At 62.3% G+C, this 15,932-nt stretch carries 12 protein-coding genes and 1 pseudogene; 10 read left to right on the top strand and 3 right to left on the bottom strand.

The window, feature by feature from the left end:
• Nucleotides 1-39: 39 nt before the first annotated feature.
• Nucleotides 40-2,025 (bottom strand): bifunctional tRNA (5-methylaminomethyl-2-thiouridine)(34)-methyltransferase MnmC2/FAD-dependent 5-carboxymethylaminomethyl-2-thiouridine(34) oxidoreductase MnmC1, encoded by a 1,986-nt coding sequence (gene mnmC / locus JN756_RS22735; RefSeq protein WP_046382582.1) that lies wholly within the window; start codon nucleotides 2,023-2,025, stop codon nucleotides 40-42.
• Nucleotides 2,026-2,166: 141 nt separating this feature from the next.
• On the opposite strand from mnmC, the gene pap reads away from it, so the two are divergent.
• The 3 genes from pap to JN756_RS22720 all read left to right on the top strand — a co-directional run bounded on the left by pap (nucleotide 2,167) and on the right by JN756_RS22720 (nucleotide 6,026).
• Nucleotides 2,167-3,684, top strand: a complete 1,518-nt coding sequence (gene pap / locus JN756_RS22730; RefSeq protein WP_046382583.1) for a polyphosphate:AMP phosphotransferase — start codon at nucleotides 2,167-2,169, stop codon at nucleotides 3,682-3,684.
• 92 nt (nucleotides 3,685-3,776) lie between these two features.
• Complete coding sequence (locus tag JN756_RS22725) at nucleotides 3,777-4,961, top strand: thiolase family protein (RefSeq protein ID WP_046483950.1); 1,185 nt, start codon at nucleotides 3,777-3,779, stop codon at nucleotides 4,959-4,961.
• Nucleotides 4,962-5,069: 108 nt separating this feature from the next.
• Nucleotides 5,070-6,026, top strand: coding sequence for a DMT family transporter (locus JN756_RS22720; protein WP_201021410.1), 957 nt, complete (start codon nucleotides 5,070-5,072; stop codon nucleotides 6,024-6,026).
• A gap of 493 nt (nucleotides 6,027-6,519) precedes the next feature.
• Here JN756_RS22720 and JN756_RS22715 read toward each other — a convergent pair whose 3' ends face one another.
• Nucleotides 6,520-7,908, bottom strand: coding sequence for a class II fumarate hydratase (locus tag JN756_RS22715; protein ID WP_017845865.1), 1,389 nt, complete (start codon nucleotides 7,906-7,908; stop codon nucleotides 6,520-6,522).
• A gap of 193 nt (nucleotides 7,909-8,101) precedes the next feature.
• On the opposite strand from JN756_RS22715, the gene JN756_RS22710 reads away from it, so the two are divergent.
• Entirely contained in the window at nucleotides 8,102-8,620 is a 519-nt protein-coding gene (locus JN756_RS22710) for a DUF2059 domain-containing protein (protein WP_010567461.1), read from the top strand.
• 6 nt (nucleotides 8,621-8,626) lie between these two features.
• A complete protein-coding gene (locus tag JN756_RS22705; RefSeq protein WP_026139887.1) occupies nucleotides 8,627-8,920 on the top strand; it encodes a BolA family protein in 294 nt (97 codons plus the stop codon).
• A 17-nt stretch (nucleotides 8,921-8,937) separates the two neighbouring features.
• On the opposite strand, the pseudogene JN756_RS22700 reads toward JN756_RS22705, so the two are convergent.
• Nucleotides 8,938-9,060, bottom strand: a pseudogene (locus JN756_RS22700) (outer membrane lipoprotein carrier protein LolA); the annotation flags it as partial.
• A gap of 86 nt (nucleotides 9,061-9,146) precedes the next feature.
• Here JN756_RS22700 and trhO point away from each other — a divergent pair.
• The 5 genes from trhO to JN756_RS22675 all read left to right on the top strand — a co-directional run bounded on the left by trhO (nucleotide 9,147) and on the right by JN756_RS22675 (nucleotide 15,920).
• Nucleotides 9,147-10,088, top strand: a complete 942-nt coding sequence (gene trhO, locus JN756_RS22695; RefSeq protein ID WP_017845867.1) for an oxygen-dependent tRNA uridine(34) hydroxylase TrhO — start codon at nucleotides 9,147-9,149, stop codon at nucleotides 10,086-10,088.
• A gap of 36 nt (nucleotides 10,089-10,124) precedes the next feature.
• A complete protein-coding gene (locus JN756_RS22690; protein ID WP_169881343.1) occupies nucleotides 10,125-10,727 on the top strand; it encodes a DsbA family protein in 603 nt (200 codons plus the stop codon).
• A complete protein-coding gene (locus JN756_RS22685; protein ID WP_201021409.1) occupies nucleotides 10,720-12,537 on the top strand; it encodes an ABC transporter ATP-binding protein in 1,818 nt (605 codons plus the stop codon). The genes JN756_RS22690 and JN756_RS22685 overlap by 8 nt, the downstream gene beginning before the upstream one ends.
• Nucleotides 12,538-12,608: 71 nt before the next feature.
• On the top strand, nucleotides 12,609-15,071 hold the full coding sequence (locus JN756_RS22680; protein WP_169865548.1) for an EAL domain-containing protein: 2,463 nt from the start codon (nucleotides 12,609-12,611) through the stop codon (nucleotides 15,069-15,071).
• 78 nt (nucleotides 15,072-15,149) lie between these two features.
• Nucleotides 15,150-15,920, top strand: coding sequence for an iron-containing redox enzyme family protein (locus JN756_RS22675; RefSeq protein ID WP_186352193.1), 771 nt, complete (start codon nucleotides 15,150-15,152; stop codon nucleotides 15,918-15,920).
• The last annotated feature ends 12 nt before the right edge of the window (nucleotides 15,921-15,932 follow it).

Here is a 15,932-nt window from a genome sequence, read left to right as displayed (position 1 = left end):
GCCAACAGTGTGTCGCTCGGGCGCTTGACCGCGCCGTTGTTATGACCCGCCGGTGCCGCGAATCAACGCGCGCACGGCGAATCGATTGGGATGGCAGGCGTCGGCCACGCTTCTGGGCAGCGGCAGGGGTTCATCGTCCAGCCAGGCCGCCAGCAGTTCGGCGCACAGCGGCGCGGTCACCAGGCCGCGTGAGCCGTGGCCGCTGTTGATGTACACGCCGTCGAGCCACGGGCACTCGGCTTCGGGGGGCTGACGGGCGTCCTTGCGCAGCGCGGCGTAGGCCTGGTCGAAGAGGGCGCGATCGGCCAGCGGCCCGATAATCGGCAGGTAGTCCGGGCTGGTGCAGCGGAACCCGGCGCGGCCTTCGAGCTGATCGGCGGCCAGTGTGTCGGCGTTCAAGCGGTGGGCCAGGTCGACGGAGATTTCCTGCAGCATCTCCAGATTGCCGACATGCTCGGCGACTGTCGGTGTCAGGTCGTCACTCTTGAAGTCGAAGCTGGCGCCCAGGGTGTGCTCGCCGAGGCGCGCCGGAGCCACGTAGCCCTCGGCACAGACCACGGTGGCCAGCGCCTGGCTGTCTGGGGTTTGCGCCAGGCGGGTGATTTGCCCGCGAATGCGCTTGAGGGGCAGCTCGGCGCTGAACGGGAAGCGCTTGATCTCGGCCGCGCCGGCCAGCACCACCACCGTGGCGCTGGCCAGCAGGGTGTCGCCGGCCAGGGCTTGCCATTGCCCGTCGACCCGTTGCAACTCAAGGGCCTCGTGATGCGTCAGCACGTTGATCAACGGGTGCCGGGCTTGCCATTCGCATAAGGCCGGCGGGTGTACCCAGCCCCCTTCGGGGAAAAACAGCCCGCCGTGTTCCAGCGCCACCCCGGCGCGCGCTTGAGCCTGGGCCTGGTCCAACGGCTGCAGCAGACCGGGCGCAAACGCCGCGGCCAGCTGTGCCTGGCGCTCGGCTTCCTTGGCGTTGAACGCCAGTTGCAACACGCCGCAACCGTCCCAGTCGACGCCCCGGTGCAGGTGTTCGAGCAGGCGCCGGGTGTGGCCGAACCCGCTCAAAATCAATTGCGAAAGGGCCGTGCCATGGGCCGACAACTTGAGGTACAGCACCCCTTGCGGGTTGCCCGAGGCTTCCTCGGCCAGGCGGGCATGGCGTTCCAGCAGGCTGACGTTCCAGCCGCGCGCGGCGAGGCTGGCCGCCGTGGTGCAGCCGGCCAGGCCGCCGCCGATCACCAGGGCGCTGCGTTCGCCGTGCAGCGGCGCCGGGCGGGCGAACCACGGTTTACCCGCGGCAGGCAACGGCGTCTCGGCCGGCCAGCCGAGGAATTCACCGCGCAGGATTTCCCATTTATGCCCGATGCCCGGCGTGCGCTTCATCTTGAACCCGGCGGCATTGATCAGGCGTCGTACCCAGCCGGTGCTGGTGAAGGTGCTGATGGTCGACCCCGGGGCCGCCAGGCGCGCCAGTTCGGCAAACAGCTCGGCGGTCCACATGTCGGGGTTCTTCGCCGGGGCGAAACCGTCGAGAAACCACGCGTCGATTTGCGCATCCAACTGTGGCAACTGCTCCAGCGCATCGCCGATCAGCAGGGTCAAGGTCACACGGCCGTTATCCAGCACCAGGCGCTGGAAGCCTGGGTGGATGGCGATGTACTGCGCCAGCAATTGCGCGGCGAACGGCTGCAGTTCCGGCCAGAGGAGTAGGGCGCGTTGCAGGTCGGCGTGGCTCAGCGGGTATTTTTCCACGCTGACAAAATGCAGGCGCGCGCCGGCCACCGCGTGTTGTTCGAACAACTGCCAGGCGCAGAGAAAATTCAGCCCGGTGCCGAACCCGGTTTCGCCGATCACCAGGCGCCCGCCCGCCGGCAAGGCGGCAAACCGTGCCTGCAAACGGTTCTGTTCGAGGAACACATAGCGCGTTTCTTCAAGGCCCGACTGGTCGGAAAAGTACACATCGTCGAAGACCCGCGAATGCGGGCGACCTTGGTCATCCCAGTCGAGCTGGGCGTGGGTTACAGGGTTCATGGGCGACTCGGCAAAGGCAAGGTGGCCATTCTAGCCGATCAACCGGCAATGAATTGACCCACGGCAAGCGCACGTGGAATTTCCTCCCGCGTGTTGCTGCTCAATCCGCTAGTCTTGAGCGATCTTGAAACGGAGCTGCTCATGTTCGAATCCGCTGAAATCGGTCATGCCATCGACAAAGACACTTACGACACCGAAGTACCGGCCCTGCGCGAAGCCTTGCTGGAAGTGCAGTTCGAGCTGCAACAGCAGAAACGTTTCCCGGTGATCATCCTGATCAACGGCGTCGAAGGTGCCGGCAAGGGCGAGACGGTCAAACTGCTCAACGAATGGATGGACCCGCGTCTGATCGAAGTGCGTACCTTCGACCAGCAGACCGACGAAGAACTGGCCCATCCGCCCGCCTGGCGTTACTGGCGGCAGTTGCCCGCAAAAGGCCGCATGGGGGTGTTCTTCGGCAACTGGTACAGCCAGATGCTGCAGAGCCGGGTGCAGGGCGAAATCAAGGACGCCCGGCTCGACCAGGGCATCGCCGGCGCCGAACGCCTGGAGAAGATGTTCTGCGACGAAGGCGCGGTGATCTTCAAGTTCTGGTTTCACCTGTCCAAGAAACAGATGAAGGCGCGGCTCAAGGCCCTGGCCGACGACCCGCTGCACAGTTGGCGGATCAGCCCGCTGGACTGGCAGCAGTCCAAGACCTACGACAAGTTCGTTCACTTCGGCGAACGTGTGCTGCGTCGCACCAGCCGCGACTACGCGCCCTGGCATGTGATCGAAGGGGTCGACAGCAATTACCGCAGCCTCACCGTCGGCAAGATTCTGCTCGAGGGCCTGCAAAACGCCCTGAGGCAACCCAAGGGCAAAGTCAGCGGGATGAACCCGGCGCCGTTGCCGGCGGCCGTGGACCAAGTGAGCCTGCTCAACAGTCTCGACATGACCCTGAGCCTGGAAAAAGAAGACTACGAAGAGCAGTTGATCACCGAGCAGGCGCGTCTTTCCGGCCTGATGCGGGATAAGCGCATGCGCAAGCACGCGTTGATCACGGTATTCGAAGGCAACGATGCGGCCGGCAAAGGGGGCGCGATCCGCCGGGTCGCCGCGGCCCTCGACCCTCGCCAGTACCGCATCGTGCCGATCGCCGCGCCCACCGAAGACGAGCGCGCCCAGCCTTACCTGTGGCGTTTCTGGCGGCAGATTCCGGCACGGGGCATGTTCACCGTGTTTGACCGCTCCTGGTACGGCCGCGTGCTGGTGGAGCGCATCGAAGGCTTCTGCACCCCGATGGACTCGATGCGCGCCTATGGCGAGATCAATGATTTCGAAGAGCAACTGCGCGATGCCGGAGTGATCGTGGTCAAGTTCTGGCTGGCCATCGACAAGCAGACCCAACTGGAGCGCTTCCAGGCCCGCGAAGCGATCCCGTTCAAACGCTTCAAGATCACCGACGACGACTGGCGCAACCGCGAGAAGTGGGACGAATACCGTGCCGCCGTGGGCGATATGGTCGACCGCACCAGCACCGAGGTTTCGCCGTGGACCCTGGTCGAAGCCAATGACAAGCGCTGGGCGCGGGTCAAGGTGTTGCGCACTATCAACCTGGCGTTGGAGGAGGCGTTCGCCCAGTCCGACAAGCATGACCAGAAAGGCAAGAAGAAGTAGGCCTATAGGCGGGGTGAATGATCATCGCGGTTGGGCGGGCCTGGATTTATTCTCGAGCGCTCTCCCAACAACGACAAGATCGAGGTAGCCCCATGCGTGAAGTAGTGATCGTCGACAGCGTGCGAACCGGCCTGGCCAAGTCCTTTCGCGGCAAGTTCAACCAGACCCGACCGGATGACATGGCGGCCCATTGCGTCAACGCGCTGCTGACACGCAACGGCATCGACCCGGCCACGGTGGAAGATTGCATCGTCGGCGCGGGCTCCAACGAGGGCGCCCAGGGCTACAACATCGGGCGCAACGTCGCGGTGCTGTCGCAACTGGGCACCGGCACGGCGGGGATGACTCTCAACCGTTTCTGTTCCTCGGGCTTGCAGGCGATTGCCATCGCGGCCAACCAGATCGCCTCGGGCTGCAGCGATATCATTGTCGCCGGCGGCGTCGAGTCCATCAGCCTGACCATGAAAAGCGTCAACACCGACAACCTGATCAACCCGTTGCTCAAAGCGCAGGTGCCGGGCCTCTATTTTCCCATGGGCCAGACCGCCGAAATCGTTGCGCGCCGCTATCACGTCAGCCGCGAGGACCAGGACCGGTATGCCCTGCAAAGCCAGCAGCGCACCGCCCAGGCCCAGGCCGATGGCTTGTTCAACGATGAAATCGTGCCGATGGCGGTCAAGTACGCGGTCGAGGACAAGAACAGCGGCGCCGTGCAGGTGCTCGACGGTGTGGTCGAGCGCGACGACTGCAACCGCCCCGACACCACCCTGGCCAGTCTCCAGGGCTTGAAGCCGGTGTTTGCCGAAGACGGCTCGGTGACCGCGGGCAACTCTTCGCAATTGTCCGACGGCGCCTCGATGACCCTGGTGATGAGCCTGGAAAAAGCCCTGGCCCTGGGGCTCAAGCCCAAGGCGTTTTTCCGTGGCTTTGCTGTGGCTGGCTGCGAGCCCGACGAGATGGGCATCGGCCCGGTGTTCTCGGTGCCCAAGTTGCTCAAGGCCAAGGGCTTGCAGGTGGCGGATATCGACCTGTGGGAACTCAACGAGGCGTTCGCCTCCCAGTGCCTGTATGCGCGCGACCGCCTGGAAATCGACAATGCCAAATACAACGTCAACGGCGGCTCGATCTCCATCGGCCACCCGTTCGGCATGACCGGCTCGCGGCAAGTCGGGCACCTGGTGCGTGAGTTGCAGCGGCGTAATCTGCGTTACGGCATCGTCACTATGTGCGTGGGCGGCGGCATGGGGGCGACCGGGCTGTTCGAAGCTGTGCGCTGAGCCCACTGTGGGGGCAGGCCGGCTCCCGCACTTGCACAGTGCCGTATCCCAATCCGTGTACTTGCCCCTAGAATGCCGGTTCCACTTCCTCTGGCTTCTGGGGCACTCATGCACATCTCTTCCGGCCGCTGGGTCTATGGCTTTTGCTTGACCCTGCTGGCCGCGCTGCTCTGGGGCATTCTCCCGGTCAAACTCAAACAAGTGTTGCAGGTGATGGACCCGATCACCGTCACCTGGTTTCGCCTGACGGTCGCCGGCAGTTGCCTGTTCGTCTACCTCGCCGCCGTCAAGCGCTTGCCCAGCCTGCGCGTGCTCGGGCCGCGTTGCGGTTGGCTGGTGGCGATGGCCGTGTGTGGGCTGGTGGGCAACTACGTGCTGTACCTGGTGGGTCTGAACATGCTCAGCCCCGGCACGGCGCAACTGGTGGTGCAGATGGGGCCGATCTTCCTGATGGTCGCCAGCGTGTTTGTGTTTAAAGAGCGCTTCAGCCTGGGCCAGGTGTTGGGCCTGGTGGTGCTGGTCATCGGCTTTGGCCTGTTCTTCAACCAGCGTCTGGTGGAGTTGCTGACGTCCCTGGGCAGCTACACCGCCGGGGTACTGACGGTCCTGCTCGCCACTACTATCTGGGTGTTCTACGCCTTGGGCCAGAAGCAATTGCTGACGGTGTGGAATTCGCTGCAGGTGATGATGGTGATCTACCTGTCGTGCGCGGTGTTGCTCACGCCTTGGGCGCATCCGCTGGAGGCCCTGCAACTGAGTCCGCTGCAAGGCTGGCTGCTGCTGGCGTGCTGCATGAACACGCTGGTGGCCTACGGCGCATTTGCCGAGGCCCTGGCCCATTGGGAAGCCTCGCGGGTGAGTGCGACCCTGGCGCTGACGCCCTTGGTGACGTTTGTGGCGGTGGCCCTGGCGGCGTGGTGGTGGCCGGATTTTGTGCAGGCTGAAGAGATCAATGCGCTGGGGTATGTGGGGGCGTTGGTGGTGGTGTTGGGGTCGGCGACCGTGGCGTTGGCGCCGTCGTTGTTTGCGGGGCTCAAGGCGCGGCGGGCGCGGTTGGTGTCTTGATTGGCCCAGGTGTTTTTATCGGGTGTACGCGGGCCTAAGTGTGGGAGGGGGGTTGCTGGCGATGGCGACCTGACAGTCGATACATATCCAACAGGTTCACCTCGTTCTAAATGTGGGAGGGGGCTTGCCCCCGATGGCGGCCTCTGGGCCGACCATTTTTTTGGGTTGAGTACATATCCGTTTCTTTGGTAACGGCTGCTATAGGTTCCGCTCTTACAGCGGGTCACTTTTGGAAAAGAGCCCCAAAAGTAACCAAAAGGGCTCTTGCCCCACCACTCGGCACCTCGCCTAGGCTCGGTGTGCCCGAACGCAGGTTTGAATCCGTGGGCCGCCGTCATGGGCCATCCATGGCCCAGGACGGCTAACCCGGCGTCCTGCCGGGTTACCCACGGATTCAAACCTGCGTTCGGCCAGCGTGGTTTTACGGGGCGCCTAAGATCAAGATCAAAAGCAGATCAAGAGCAAGAGCAAAGCAAAAGCACGCGCTATGCGCTTATTGTCCGGCCTCCAGCATGTTTTCCGGGCGTACCCATTGGTCGAACTGTTCGTCGGTGAGGTAGCCCAGGGCCAGCGCGGCTTCCCTCAGGGTCAGGCCTTCGGCGTAAGCCTTTTTGGCGATCTGCGCCGATTTGTCGTAGCCGATGTGTGGGTTGAGCGCGGTCACCAGCATCAGCCCGCGTTCCAGGTGCGCGGCCATTTGTTCGGCGTCGGGCTCGAGGCCGGTGATGCAGTGTTCCTGGAAGTTGTTGCAGCCGTCGGCCAGCAAGCGGATCGATTCCAGCAGGTTGTGGATGATCACCGGTTTGTACACGTTCAACTGCAAATGCCCCTGGCTGGCGGCAATGCCGATGGTCACGTCGTTGCCCAGGACCTGGCAGGCGAGCATCGACAGCGCTTCGCACTGGGTCGGGTTGACCTTGCCGGGCATGATCGAGCTGCCCGGTTCGTTGGCCGGCAGTTTGACTTCCGCCAGCCCGGCGCGCGGGCCGGAGCCGAGCAGGCGCAGGTCGTTGGCGATTTTCATCAGGGCCACGGCCAGGGTTTTCAGGGCGCCGTGCAGCGTCACCAGCGGTTCGTGGCCGGAGAGGGCGGCGAATTTGTTGGGTGCGGTCACGAACGGCAAACCCGACAAGGCTGCCAGCTCGGCGGCAATCGCCTCGCCAAAGCCGTGGGGCGAATTGAGCCCGGTGCCGACCGCGGTGCCGCCCTGGGCCAGCTCGCACACCTGGGGCAGGGCGCTGCGGATCGCGCGTTCGGCGTAATCGAGCTGGGCGATGAACGCCGAGAGTTCCTGGCCAAAGGTGATCGGTGTGGCATCCATCATGTGGGTGCGACCGGTCTTCACCAGCTTCATATGCCGCGCCGACAATTCCGCCAGCCCCCCGGACAGGTGTGTGATCGCCGGCAGCAGTCGCTGGTTGACCGCCTGCACCGCCGCGATGTTCATCGCGGTGGGGAAGCAGTCGTTGGAACTCTGGGAGCGGTTCACATGGTCGTTCGGATGCACCGGGCTCTTGCCGCCGCGCGTCTTGCCCGACAGCTCGTTGGCACGCCCGGCGATCACTTCGTTGGCGTTCATGTTGCTCTGGGTGCCGCTGCCGGTCTGCCACACCACCAGCGGGAACTGGTCGTCATGCTGGCCGTCGAGCACTTCGTCGGCGGCCTGTTCGATCAGGCGTGCGATGTCGGCGGGCAGGTCGCCGTTGCGGCTGTTGACCCGGGCGGCGGCTTTCTTGATCAGGGCCAGGGCGTGCAAGACCGCCAGGGGCATGCGCTGCTCACCGATGGCGAAGTTCACCAGCGAGCGTTGGGTCTGCGCGCCCCAGTAAGCGTCATCCGGGACTTGGACTTCTCCCAGGCTGTCGGTTTCGATACGGCTCATCGGGTACACTCCTTCAGGTTCGTTTGCGCAGTTTAGGCCGTGATCGGCCCTGGGGGTTCCATAAAAGCCTTTTCATCGGATTCATCCACCGCAAATCCATGCCTGACAAGGGGTGGGGTTGAGCCATGGCGTTTTTTAGGCGCAGAATGGGCGCCCTTGGGGTCTTACCTCGCCTGCTAGAAAAGGAAACTCGATGACTCGTCTTCGTGCCATCTGTACCGCGGTTGCTCTGGTTTGCGCCAGCGGCCAGGTTTTTGCCGATACCGCCAGCCACAACGCCAGTGCCGAAGCCTTCCTTACCCTGGCCCACGCTGACAAGCTGGGGACCCCGGTGTACATGCAAGTGCAGCAAATGTTCGCCCAGCGTTTCGAACAGACCAAAGCGCCTGCCGCCAAGCAGTCCGTACTGGACAGCTACCAGGCCAAGGCCAACGCCGCCCTGGACCAGGCCATCGGCTGGCCAAAACTGAAACCGGACATGGTCAAGCTCTACACCAGCAACTTCAGCGAATCCGAACTCAAGGATCTGGTTGCCTTCTACCAGTCGCCGCTGGGCAAGAAAGTCCTGGAAAAAATGCCGCAACTGACCCAGCAATCGGCCCAGATGACCCAGGCCAAGCTGGAAAGCGCCGTGCCGGTGGTGAACAAGCTGTTGGAAGACATGACCAACGAGCTGACACCTAAAGCCGCCGCACCGGCCAAGAAGAAGTAAGCAGGAATGACCATGCAACAGCGTATCGAAACGGCGCTTGCCGCCCTGGGCCCGGACCACCTGAGCGTGCTGGACGAAAGCCACATGCACAGCCGTGGGTTGCAGACCCACTTCAAGGCCGTGCTGGTCAGCCAGCAGTTCGAAGGGCTTAACCGCGTCAAGCGCCACCAGAAGGTCTACGCCACCCTGGGTGACCTGATGAGCGAGTTTCATGCGCTGGCGCTGCATACCTATACGCCTGAGGAATGGGCGAAAACCGACGCAGCCCCGGCCTCGCCGACCTGCGCGGGCGGCCATTGACGGGTTGATGTTGAATCTACTGTAGGAGCGAGCTTGCTCGCGAAAAAACTCAGAGCGCCGCTGGGCGTCAGGTTATCCGTGTCATCGTTCACGACCTTCGCGAGCAAGCTCGCTCCTACAGTTAACGGTTCATCCCTGATAGAATCCGCAACGCGCCGCTTAGCCGGCGCGTTTTTTTTGCATCCGGTTCACCCCTTACGAGGGTAGCCACCTGGAGAGAACACCCATGACTCAACCGATTGTCGTGGCGGCACTGTATAAGTTCGTCACCCTCGAAGATTACGTCGCCCTGCGCGAGCCCTTGCTGCAGGCGATGGTCGACAACGGCATCAAAGGCACCTTGCTGATCGCCGAAGAAGGCATCAACGGCACCGTTTCCGGCAGCCGCGAAGGCATTGATGGCTTGATGGCCTGGCTGAAGAACGACCCGCGCATGGTCGATATCGACCACAAAGAGTCGTACTGCGACGAGCAGCCGTTCTATCGCACCAAGGTCAAGCTCAAGAAAGAGATCGTGACCCTGGGCGTCGAAGGCGTCGACCCGAACAAAAAAGTCGGTACCTATGTCGAGCCGCAGGACTGGAACGCGCTGATCAGCGACCCGCAAGTGCTGTTGATCGATACGCGTAACGACTATGAAGTGTCCATCGGCACCTTTGAAGGCGCGATCGACCCGAAAACCACCAGTTTTCGCGAATTTCCCGACTACATCAAAGCCAACTTCGACCCGGCCAAGCACAAGAAAGTCGCCATGTTCTGCACCGGCGGCATTCGTTGCGAGAAGGCCTCCAGCTATATGCTCAGCGAAGGCTTCGATGAGGTTTACCACCTCAAGGGCGGCATCCTGAAGTACCTCGAAGAGGTGCCGCAGGCCGAGACCAAATGGCAGGGCGACTGCTTTGTGTTCGACAACCGCGTCACTGTGCGCCACGACTTGAGCGAAGGCGACTACGATCAATGTCATGCCTGTCGCACACCGGTTAGTGTGGAAGACCGCGCATCCGAGCACTACGTGGCGGGCATCAGTTGCCCGCATTGCTGGGATAAGCTGCCGGAGAAAACCCGTCGCAGCGCGATCGACCGGCAAAAGCAGATTGAATTGGCCAAGGCTCGCAATATGCCGCACCCGATTGGCTACAACTACAAGCAAACCCCTTCCGAGGCCTGAACCATGTCCGCGCGCCTGCTCTACATAATGGACCCGATGTGTTCCTGGTGCTGGGGCTTTGCTCCGGTGGCCGAGGCGTTGGTCGAGCAGGCCCAGGCGGCCGGCGTGGAGTTGCACCTGGTGGTGGGCGGCTTGCGCACCGGCAGCGGCGCGGCGCTGGACCCGTCGACCCGGCGCTATATCCTGGAACACTGGCAGGCGGTCACCGACGCTACCGGGCAGACGTTCAAGCATGAGGGCGCGCTGCCCGACGGTTTTGTCTACGACACTGAGCCGGCGTGCCGCGCCATCGTCACCGCGCGCAGCCTGGCGCCGGATTGCGCGTGGAAGCTGCTGGGGCTGATCCAGCATGCGTTTTATGTCGAGGGGCGCGACGTGACCCTCGCCAGTATTCTGGTGGAGCTGGCGGAAAAAGCCGGCATACCGCGTATCGAGTTCGCCGGGGCGTTTGACCGCGCTGAGCAGCACGCCGCCACCGCCGCCGATTTCACCTGGGTGCAGGATTTGGGGATCGCCGGTTTTCCGACGTTGCTGGCCGAGCGCAATGGCCAGTTGGCCTTGCTGACCAATGGCTACCAGCCGCTGTCCGAGCTGTCGCCGCTGCTCGGCCGCTGGCTGGAGCGAGCCGCCTGTGCCTGATCAGCCTGACACAGAGCCCTCCCACCGCGTCGATCGACTGACCTGGGCGGAAATCCGCCGCCTGGCTTTGCGTCACAAGAAATCCCTGTGGATCGCCAATGGTGTCGCCGTACTGGCGACCCTGTGCAGCGTGCCCATCCCCCTGTTGTTGCCCTTGCTGGTCGACGAAGTACTGCTGGGCCATGGCGATGCCGCGCTCAAGGTAATGAACCACGCGCTGCCCCTGGGCTGGCAGAAAGCCGCCGGTTATATCGGCCTGATGCTGCTGGTGACGCTGGCCCTGCGCTGTGGTGCGCTGGTGTTCAACGTGGTGCAGGCGCGCTTGTTTGCGCGGCTGGCCAAGGACATCGTCTACCGCATCCGCGTGCGCCTGATCGAGCGGCTCAAGCGTATTTCCCTCGGCGAGTACGAAAGCCTCGGCAGCGGCACCGTCACCACGCACCTGGTCACCGACCTGGACACGCTGGACAAATTCGTCGGCGAAACCCTCAGCCGTTTCCTGGTGGCCATGCTGACCCTGGTCGGCACCTCGGCGATTCTGGTGTGGATGCACTGGCAACTGGCGTTGCTGATCCTGCTGTTCAACCCGCTGGTGATCTATGCCACGGTGCAGTTGGGCAAGCGCGTCAAACACCTGAAAAAACTGGAAAACGACAGCACCTCGCGCTTCACCCAGGCGTTGACCGAAACCCTCGACGCCATCCAGGAAGTGCGTGCCGGCAATCGCCAGGGCTTTTTCCTCGGGCGCCTCGGCCAGCGCGCCCAGGAAGTGCGTGACTATGCGATCCACTCCCAATGGAAAACCGACGCCTCCAGCCGCGCCAGCGGTTTGCTGTTCCAGTTCGGCATCGATATTTTTCGCGCGGCGGCCATGCTCACCGTGCTGTTTTCCGACCTGTCCATCGGTCAGATGCTCGCCGTGTTCAGCTACCTGTGGTTCATGATCGGCCCGGTGGAGCAGTTGTTGAACCTGCAATATGCCTACTACGCGGCGGGCGGGGCGCTGACGCGGATCAACGAGCTGCTCGCCCGTGCCGATGAGCCGCAATATGTCGGCGGCGCAGACCCGTTCACTGGGCGCGAAACGGTCGGCATCGACGTGCGTGGCCTGACGTTCGGCTATGGCGAAGAGCGGGTGCTCGACCAGTTGAACCTCAGCATCGAACCCGGTGAGAAGGTCGCGATTGTCGGCGCCAGCGGCGGCGGTAAAAGTACCCTGGTGCAACTGCTGCTGGGGCTGTACACACCGCAGGCCGGCAGTATTCGTTTCGGTGGTGCAACCCAGCAGGAAATCGGCCTGGAGACTATCCGCGAGCACGTCGCGGTGGTGCTGCAACACCCCGCGCTGTTCAACGATACCGTGCGTGCCAACCTGACCATGGGCCGCAACCGCAGTGACCAGGCGTGTTGGCAGGCCCTGGAAACCGCCCAGTTGGAGGCGACCGTCAAGGCGTTGCCCCTGGGCCTGGACAGTGTGGTGGGGCGCTCTGGCGTGCGCTTTTCCGGCGGCCAGCGCCAACGCCTGGCGATTGCGCGCATGGTCTTGGCCGAGCCGAAGGTGGTGATCCTGGATGAGGCAACCTCGGCCCTGGACGCCGCCACCGAGTACAACCTGCACCAGGCGTTGGCGCGGTTTCTCAGTGGGCGGACTACACTGATCATTGCCCATCGGCTTTCGGCGGTGAAACAAGCTGATCGGGTGCTGGTGTTCGACGGTGGGCATATCGCCGAGGACGGCGACCATCAGCAACTGATCGCGGAGGGTGGCTTGTACGCCAAACTTTACGGGCACTTGCAACAAGTGCGTTGATTTAGCCTACGCTGTGCTATTAGGAGCGGATGTTCGCGTGCGTATTCAGCTGTGCATGTGCAAGGGACTTCATGAAGCAGAAGCGGACTCTCGGAACGCCAAGGTTGTTGGGCATTGTCTGGCCCTTTATTGCCGTCGTATTGTTCCAGGCATTATTAGGCTGTGTCAGTCTGTATGTGCTTTCAGCGGTGCGCGTCTATGTGGGCGGCGAAAGCCTGTGGTCCAAGGGCCAGAAAGACGCCATCTACTATCTGACGCTGTACGCCGATAATCGCGACGAAGCCACCTACCTCAAATACCAGCAAGCCATTGCCGTGCCCCAGGGCGGGCATGAACTGCGTGTCGCCCTGGACCGTCCCGCCCCCGACCTCAAGGCGGCGCGCCAGGGGATCATCAAGGGTGGCAACCACCCGGACGACGTCTCCAGCGTGATCTGGCTGTACCTCAACTTTCGCCATTTCAGCTACCTGGAGAAAGCCATCGAACTGTGGACCGTGGGCGATGGCTACCTGGTCCAGCTGGATGATCTGGCCCGGTCGATGCACCGGGCGATCACCGCGGGTCAGGTCCATGACGACGATGTGCGGCAATGGAAGGCGCATATCTTTGCCATCAACGACGGCGTGACGCCGGCGGCCAAGGCGTTCAGCGATGCCTTGGGTGAAGGCTCGCGCGTCGTCCTGCGGCTGTTGCTGATCACCAACCTGGCCACGGCCTTGTGCCTGATCGCCCTGGCGCTGCTGCGTACCCACAAGTTGTTGGCGCAGCGGCACGCGTTCGCCGATGCCCTGCAAGTGGAGAAGGAGCGGGCACAGATCACCCTGGAGTCGATCGGCGATGGGGTGATCACCACCGATGTCGATGGCGCCATTGCCTACATGAACCCGGCCGCCGAGGCCCTGACGCGCTGGACGTCGGCCCATGCCCAGGGCCTGCCCCTGGCGGCACTGTTCAACCTGCTGGATGAAAATGCTCAGCCCGATGGTTTTGCGCTGATCGAGCACATCACCAAGGGCCGCTTGAGCGGCGGCAGCGAACACTCCAAAACCATCCAGCGCCTGGACGGCAGCACCGTTTCGGTGACCCTGGTGGGCGCGCCGATCCGCAGCGCCGGCAAAGTCAGCGGCGCGGTGCTGGTGCTGCACGACATGACCCAGGAACGTCAGTACATCGCCAACCTGTCGTGGCAAGCGACCCATGACGCGTTGACCGGCCTGGCCAACCGTCGCGAGTTCGAGTTCCGCCTGGAACAGGTGCTGCAACAGGTCGCGCGTGAGCACAGCGGGCGGCATGCCTTGATGTTCCTCGACCTGGACCAGTTCAAGCTGGTCAACGACACCTGCGGCCATGCGGCAGGCGACGAGCTGTTGCGGCATATCTGCGCACTGCTGCAATCGGATCTGCGTGAAGGTGACACCCTGGCGCGACTGGGGGGCGACGAGTTCGGCATCCTGTTGGAGAACTGCCCGGCGTCGGTGGCGGAAAAAATCGCCGAAAGCCTGCGCCACACGGTGCAGAACCTGCATTTCGTGTGGAAGGGCCGGCCGTTCATGACCACCGTCAGCATTGGCCTGGTGCATATCTCCCAGGTGCCGACCACCCTGGAAACGTCGCTGCGCGCCGCCGACATGGCCTGCTATATGGCCAAGGAAAAGGGCCGCAACCGCGTGCAGGTCTACCACGCGGACGACTCCGAGCTGTCCTTGCGCTTTGGCGAGATGGCCTGGGTGCAGCGCCTGCACATGGCCCTGGAAGAAAACCGTTTTTGCCTGTACTCCCAGGAAATCGCGCCCCTGGGGCACACCGACGCCGACAATGGGCACATTGAAATCCTCCTGCGCCTGCATGACGAGGCCGGCCGCATCATTCTGCCCGACAGTTTCATTCCGGCCGCCGAACGTTACGGGTTGATGAGTTCCCTGGATCGCTGGGTGGTGGACAACGTGTTCAACCTGATTGCCCGTTGCATGCATGAGCGTCCGGGCCGGCCCATGGCAATGTGTGCGATTAATCTGTCAGGCATAACGATTGGTGATGACGCTTTTCTCGGTTTTTTACGCGAGAAGTTCGCGGCTTACAGTGTTCCGCCAGAAATGATTTGTTTTGAAATAACTGAGACCTGCGCTATTGCCAATTTGGGCAGTGCGATTCGCTTTATTAATGAACTCAAAGCCTTAGGTTGCCATTTCTCACTGGATGACTTCTGCGCCGGAATGTCCTCATTCGCTTATCTGAAACATTTACCTGTAGACTTCCTGAAGATCGATGGAAGTTTCGTAAAGGATATGCTGGACGACCCGATTAACCGCGCCATGGTCGAAGTGATCAACCACATCGGCCACGTCATGGGTAAGCGCACAATTGCTGAGTTTGTTGAAACGCCGCACATCGAACAGGCATTGCTTGAGATTGGTGTGGATTACGCTCAGGGCTATGTGATTGAACGCCCGCAATTGTTTACCTTTGATAGTTTGCAGTGTCGACCTGTGCGGCCGCAGCCTCTGTTATTCAAGGCGCCCGGCACATTCCGCTGAAACATTTGCTGGTCTGTACAATCACACTTAAAAAGGAGCCTTACAGTGATCGACACCTTCAACCGAACCGGCCCGCTTATGGAAGCCTCGAGTTACCCCACCTGGGCTCAGCAATTGATCCAGGACTGTAGCGAGAGCAAGCGCCGAGTTGTCGAACACGAACTGTATCAGCGCATGCGTGATAACACGCTGAGCGCCAAGACCATGCGCCAATACCTGATCGGTGGCTGGCCGGTGGTCGAACAGTTTGCCTTGTATATGGCACAGAACCTCACCAAGACCAAGTTTGCCCGTCATCCTGGCGAGGATATGGCGCGGCGTTGGCTGATGCGCAATATTCGGGTGGAATTGAACCACGCCGATTACTGGCTGCATTGGGCCCGCGCCCACGGCGTCAGCCTCGAAGACCTGCAAGCACAGAACGTACCCCCGGAATTGCATGCACTGAGCCATTGGTGCTGGCACACCAGTTCGGCCGATTCGTTGATCGTTGCGATCGCCGCCACCAACTACGCCATCGAGGGCGCGACGGGGGAGTGGTCCGCGTTGGTGTGCTCCACCGGCGTTTATGCGGCAGCCTTCCCCGAGGAAGACCGCAAGCGCGCGATGAAGTGGCTGAAGATGCATGCTCAGTACGACGATGCCCACCCTTGGGAAGCGCTGGAAATCGTCTGCACCCTGGCCGGTACGAACCCCAGCCGACAACTGCAGGCAGAGCTGCGCCAGGCCGTGTGCAAGAGCTACAACTACATGTACCTGTTCCTGGAAAACTGCATGCGCCTGGAGAAAGACAAACCGGCGGCAGCACCTGTTCGCGAGCGCCTGGTGCGCGTCGCCAGCGAAGCGTGATGTGAAACGCGT

It is taken from the genome of Pseudomonas sp. Y39-6 (genome assembly GCF_023651955.1).
In the GTDB taxonomy this organism is placed as follows: Bacteria; Pseudomonadota; Gammaproteobacteria; order Pseudomonadales; family Pseudomonadaceae; genus Aquipseudomonas; species Aquipseudomonas veronii.
The sequence above is the reverse complement of the archived record's forward strand: the minus strand, read 5'-3'. Positions and strand labels throughout refer to the sequence as shown.